The following is a 5,375-nucleotide window of genomic DNA, read 5'->3' as shown; positions in this document are numbered from 1 at the left end:
ATTATGGCTACGGCATTAGTAAGCAAATGAATGACTATGGCTAAGAAGGTATTCCAAAAGGGACAACTTATCCGCTATTAGCTGCAATGGAAAGGCGTGGGTTAATTATGGGGAAAATGCAACCGTCTCAAGAAGGACCAGACCGTAAGTATTACTATGTGACACCAGCTGGGGAAGTTGAAAAGCAGGCATTTCTTTTGGAGTGGGATATCTTAGCAAATGTCGTTAATCGCATGATTGAGGGGGAGAGAAAATGAACACAAATCAGATGATTGAAGAAAATAACCAATTGCGGCAACGTTTAAATGATGAAAATAAAGCCTACTATAATGATTTGCTACTTTATTTGCGCTTTCAAAGCGTCTCGCGCGATGAGGCGCAAATTGAATCCTTCTTACTTGATGTATTACAAGATATTCTTGCTGCCCAAAAAGATGGCCTATCTGCAGTTGATTATTTCGGAAAAGAGCCAAAAGAGGTAGCGGATGCATTTTTGGCAGAAGTACCCAGAAATTTTTGGGCGGTGATCAAACTCGCGCTGATAGCTGTCGGGAGTTATATGGGCATTACCATCTTTCCAACATTGACGACAACTGGTAAACCAACTGATGTGGGGACCATGTTAATTGCTGGATTGTATACCTTGCTAATGATTATGATACTTTTTAAGTACCTTGCGGTAACGATTTATCGCGTATCGACGGGGCGCTTGCATAAGGTGATGCAATGGCTGATTTGGTGGCTTATAGGTATTATTGCGTTGGCGCCGCTATCTTTAATCACTATTTTGGTGAAAACTCCGGTCAGAATATCGCTTGATGGCATTTGGGGGATTGGTGTTATTTTGTTAGGTTGGTTAATAGGCGGAATTGTTTATCTGCGATTGACAGATAAACAGATGTGGACGCCTTTTGTGATTGTAGCGTTGGCCTTTGGCATTATGGGTATTATTGCAAGAATACCGCACTTTGATGCGTTGCTTAGTATGAAATCTGGTCGTTATCTTTACGCTGGGTTAATGGTTATTGTGATGATTGTCTTTTATTTAATGAGTTACTTTGCAGTGAATAAAATGAAGAAATCAGAATGATAAAACTAAAAACAGCCAAACCATTAATGGTTTGGCTGTTTTTATGTTTTAATCACGGCGTGTTAACTTCACGACGCCTTCCCAACGGGCAGTTTGTGGGAACATATCGATACTTTGAATATACTCCACCTGATAAGCTTGGGTGAGATCTACTAAATCTCGTGCTAAGGTTGACGCGTTGCAAGAAATATAAACAAACTTTTCTGGCTTGGTGCGTAGAATTTCACGACGCAAGGCAGTATCTAAACCAGTACGTGGTGGATCCACCACGAGGGCGTCGGCGATCCAACCTTCTGCTTGCCATTTTGGAAAGAGTTCTTCTGCCGTGCCAATTTCGTATTTGGCATTGGTAATGTGGTTGATTTCAGCGTTAATGTTGGCATCATCGACGGCTTCTGGAATGATTTCCATACCGCGTACTTCACCGACCTTATCTGCCAAACTCAGCCCAATTGTGCCGACACCGGCATAAGCATCTACGAGCTTATCTGCATGAGTCAAATCGAGGGCGGCAAGGGCCTCGTTATAAATAACGATCATTTGGGTGTAGTTTAATTGCATGAAGGCGCGTGGTGATAACTGAAAAGTTTTCCCCATAATCGTTTCTTCGATGTAATCCTTCCCCCATAATTTGATGGTTTCTTCACCCCAAACAATGCTTGTTCGGCCAGGATTAAAGTTTTGAAAAATACCGGTGACCTCGGGGAGGGCTTGGTTAATGGCTTCAATTAAGGCGGCATCGCCAGGGAAGCCATCAGTATTGGTGACAAAGGTCAATTGAACTTCGCCGGTTGAATGTGACGCACGCGCGACAATGGTTTTGACAGTCCCACGATTTTTATCTTCGTTATAAATCGAAACGGATAATTTATCCAGCAAATCACGGACTGTTCGCAGTACTTTCATGGTTGCTGGATCTTGCGTGTGCACAACAGGTAAGTCGACTAAATCATGACTACTGCGCTTGTACATCCCCACGCTCAGCTTATCGCCAATTTTTCGTACAGGGAATTGCGCTTTGTTGCGGTATTCATAGGGGTTTGCCATACCAATGGTATCGCGCAAGTCATAATCAGTCCAACCGCGTGGTTGGAACTTTTCTAAGGCTTGGGCAATCACGTCTTTTTTGAAGGCTAATTGTGCTGGATAAGTCATGTGTTCCAGTTCAAAACCACCGACTTCATCGGCGTACTCATCGCGTGGGGCGACCCGACTAGGGGACTTTTCACGGATTTTGAGCACTTTAGCTGTGATGTATTTTGGTTGGACATCGGTTACCTTAACGACTGCGACTTCATCAGGTAAAACACCAGGGACGAATACGATTTTACGTTTGAAGTAGCCGATACCTTCGCCGTTGATCCCTAAACGCTTAATGGTGAGTGGAAAATTTTGACCGATGCGCACATCGACCCCGTCGCCGGTTGCTTGGCGACGATCCTGTCGACGGGGATCAAATTTTTTACCATAATAGGGCTTTTTGCCGGTTGTTGGCCGTGCTTTTTGTGCATAAGCCCGTTTTTTGTTTGTATTTTCTGTCATGTTTATGATGTACGTGGATCACGCACATGTCCTTTCTGCAATGCAATGCTATGGTGACGGTGTTACCTATTCAGTATAACAGCTCTGGGCTGATAAAATAATTTACAAAAGTGAGTGTTTTACACTTGCGTTATAATACAAAAGTGGTACAATAGTAATCGTAAAGGAGATGGGGGAAAATGAAGGGGAGCATAAGCTTTACTGATCGTCACCACATTCATGTGCACGGTCAGACAAAATAGATAAATTAGTTGGAGCAAACGATCATGAAATTTGATATTAAGGCGTATTTAGATGATAATTCGCTCACGATTTATCGGGTAGCGAAGGCGTCTGGTTACGGCTATACAACGATTCATAAATCGTTTAACAAAACACAATCAGACGCAACTAGTTTAAATGTTAGAGATTTGGATGCACTTGCTAAGGCCCGAAATAAGGCCATGTGGGAAGTGCTTCGCGATCTAGAAAATTTTTATTTCAACCCTGAGGGACGTTGAACCGTTATTTGATATCAGCGTAGTTGGGGCTTGACGCAGATAATTTTGATTATAACTTAAGATAAGAGGGGATATACTTATGGCAAATAACAACTTTTTCGATGATCCATTCGGATCTGACATGAACGAAATTTTTAACAACATGATGGGTAACATGAACGGTTTCAACACTGAAAACCGTCGTTACTTGATCAACGGACAAGAAGTAACACCTGAACAATTTGCAGAATATCGTCAAACTGGTAAGTTGCCACAAAGTACACAACAAGGACACGTTGCTGGTAACGGTCGCATGGCTGCACAACAACCTGGACAAGTTAAGCAAGAAGGCATCTTGATGAAGCTTGGTCGTAACTTGACGGCTGAAGCACGTGAAGGTATGCTTGACCCAGTTATTGGCCGTAACAAGGAAATTCAAGAAACAGCTGAAATCCTTGGTCGTCGTACAAAGAACAACCCAGTATTGGTTGGGGATGCCGGTGTTGGAAAGACAGCGGTTGTTGAAGGTTTGGCACAAGCCATTGTAAATGGTGATGTCCCAGCCGCAATTAAAGACAAGGAAATCTTCTCAATTGATATTTCAAGTCTTGAAGCTGGTACACAATACCGTGGTGCCTTTGAAGAAAACATCCAAAACTTGGTGAAGGAAGTTAAGGCTGCCGGAAACATCATCTTGTTCTTTGACGAAATCCACCAAATTCTAGGTGCCGGTTCAACTGGTGGCCAAGATGGCGGGAAGGGATTGGCTGATATCATCAAGCCAGCTTTGAGCCGTGGTGAAATTTCAGTTATTGGTGCGACAACACAAGACGAATACCGTAACACAATCATGAAGAATGCCGCATTGGCACGTCGTTTCAATGAAGTAACGGTTAATGCCCCATCAGCAAAGGACACATTGGAAATCCTTAAGGGTATTGCGTCATTGTATGAAAAGCACCACCATGTTGAATTGCCAGAACCAGTATTGAAGGCTGCAGTTGACTATTCAATTCAATACATCCCACAACGTTCATTGCCAGATAAGGCCATTGATTTGTTGGATATGACAGCTGCACACTTGAGTGCTAAGAACCCTGTTACAGATAAGGTAAGTCTTGAAAAGCAACTTGCTGAAGCTAAGGAAAAGCAAGAAAAGGCTGTTTCTGACGAAGACTTCGAAGCCGCTTTGATGCACAAGAACAAGATTACTGACTTGGAAAAGGAAATTGCTGGCGCAGACAAGGCAACTAAGGTTGTTGCAACAACAAACGATGTGGCTGAATCTGTTGAACGTTTGACGGGTATCCCAGTATCACAAATGGGTGCTTCAGATATCGAACGTTTGAAGACGATCGGTTCACGTTTGGCTGGTAAGGTTATTGGTCAAGATGAAGCGGTTAACATGGTGGCACGTGCCATCCGTCGTAACCGTGCCGGATTTGACGAAGGTAACCGTCCAATCGGTAGCTTCCTATTTGTCGGTCCTACTGGTGTTGGTAAGACAGAATTGGCTAAGCAATTAGCCCTTGAAATGTTTGGTTCAAAGGAAAACATCATCCGCTTGGATATGTCAGAATACTCAGACTTGACAGCCGTATCAAAGTTGATTGGTACGACAGCCGGTTACGTTGGTTATGACGACAACAGCAACACATTGACTGAAAAGGTTCGTCGTAATCCATATTCAATTGTCCTATTGGATGAAATTGAAAAGGCTAACCCACAAGTTTTGACATTGTTGTTGCAAGTGATGGATGATGGTCGTTTGACTGACGGTCAAGGTAACGTTGTGAACTTCAAGAACACAGTGATTATTGCCACATCAAACGCTGGCTTCTCAGACAAGAGCGAAGGTGAATTGATGGACCGTTTGGCCCCTTACTTCCGTCCAGAATTCTTGAACCGCTTCAACGGCGTAATCGAATTCTCAGCTTTGACAAAGACTGATTTGGAGCACATTGTGAACTTGATGTTGGACGATGTGAACGAAACATTGGCTAAGAAGGACATCACGTTGACAGTGACTGATGCTGCCAAGGAATACTTGATTGAACAAGGTTATGACGAAGCAATGGGTGCACGTCCACTTCGTCGTGTGATCGAACAACAAATCCGTGATCAAGTAACGGACTTCTATCTTGAAAACCCTGAAGAAAAGCACTTGCGTGCTGACTTAGTTGACGACAAGTTGGTCATTTCCGCTTTGACTGACAATGATGTCGTGAATGAAGATGAAGAACTTCGTGAAGCTTCAGATGCTG

The 5,375-nt window shown here is 43.2% G+C and carries 5 protein-coding genes; 4 read left to right on the top strand and 1 reads right to left on the bottom strand.

Annotation, left to right across the window (positions count from 1 at the left end):
- Positions 1-50 precede the first annotated feature (50 nt).
- Together ACW12G_RS05975 and ACW12G_RS05970 are read left to right on the top strand one after the other, a co-directional pair.
- On the top strand, positions 51-257 hold the full coding sequence (locus ACW12G_RS05975) for a PadR family transcriptional regulator (protein ID WP_455647505.1): 207 nt from the start codon (positions 51-53) through the stop codon (positions 255-257).
- Complete coding sequence (locus ACW12G_RS05970; protein WP_455647504.1) at positions 254-1,090, top strand: hypothetical protein; 837 nt, start codon at positions 254-256, stop codon at positions 1,088-1,090. Before ACW12G_RS05975 ends, ACW12G_RS05970 begins: the two co-directional genes overlap by 4 nt.
- Positions 1,091-1,138: 48 nt before the next feature.
- Here ACW12G_RS05970 and rlmD read toward each other — a convergent pair whose 3' ends face one another.
- On the bottom strand, positions 1,139-2,632 hold the full coding sequence (gene rlmD / locus ACW12G_RS05965; protein WP_455647503.1) for a 23S rRNA (uracil(1939)-C(5))-methyltransferase RlmD: 1,494 nt from the start codon (positions 2,630-2,632) through the stop codon (positions 1,139-1,141).
- Positions 2,633-2,898: 266 nt separating this feature from the next.
- On the opposite strand from rlmD, the gene ACW12G_RS05960 reads away from it, so the two are divergent.
- Both ACW12G_RS05960 and ACW12G_RS05955 read left to right on the top strand, forming a co-directional pair.
- Positions 2,899-3,132 (top strand): transcriptional regulator, encoded by a 234-nt coding sequence (locus tag ACW12G_RS05960; protein WP_147000815.1) that lies wholly within the window; start codon positions 2,899-2,901, stop codon positions 3,130-3,132.
- A 79-nt stretch (positions 3,133-3,211) separates the two neighbouring features.
- Positions 3,212-5,375, top strand: a 2,164-nt coding sequence (locus tag ACW12G_RS05955; protein ID WP_455647502.1) for an AAA family ATPase, incomplete at its 3' end; no start/stop codon positions are given.

This window comes from Leuconostoc sp. (assembly GCF_965300815.1).
This window is presented reverse-complemented; position numbering and strand designations above follow the sequence as displayed.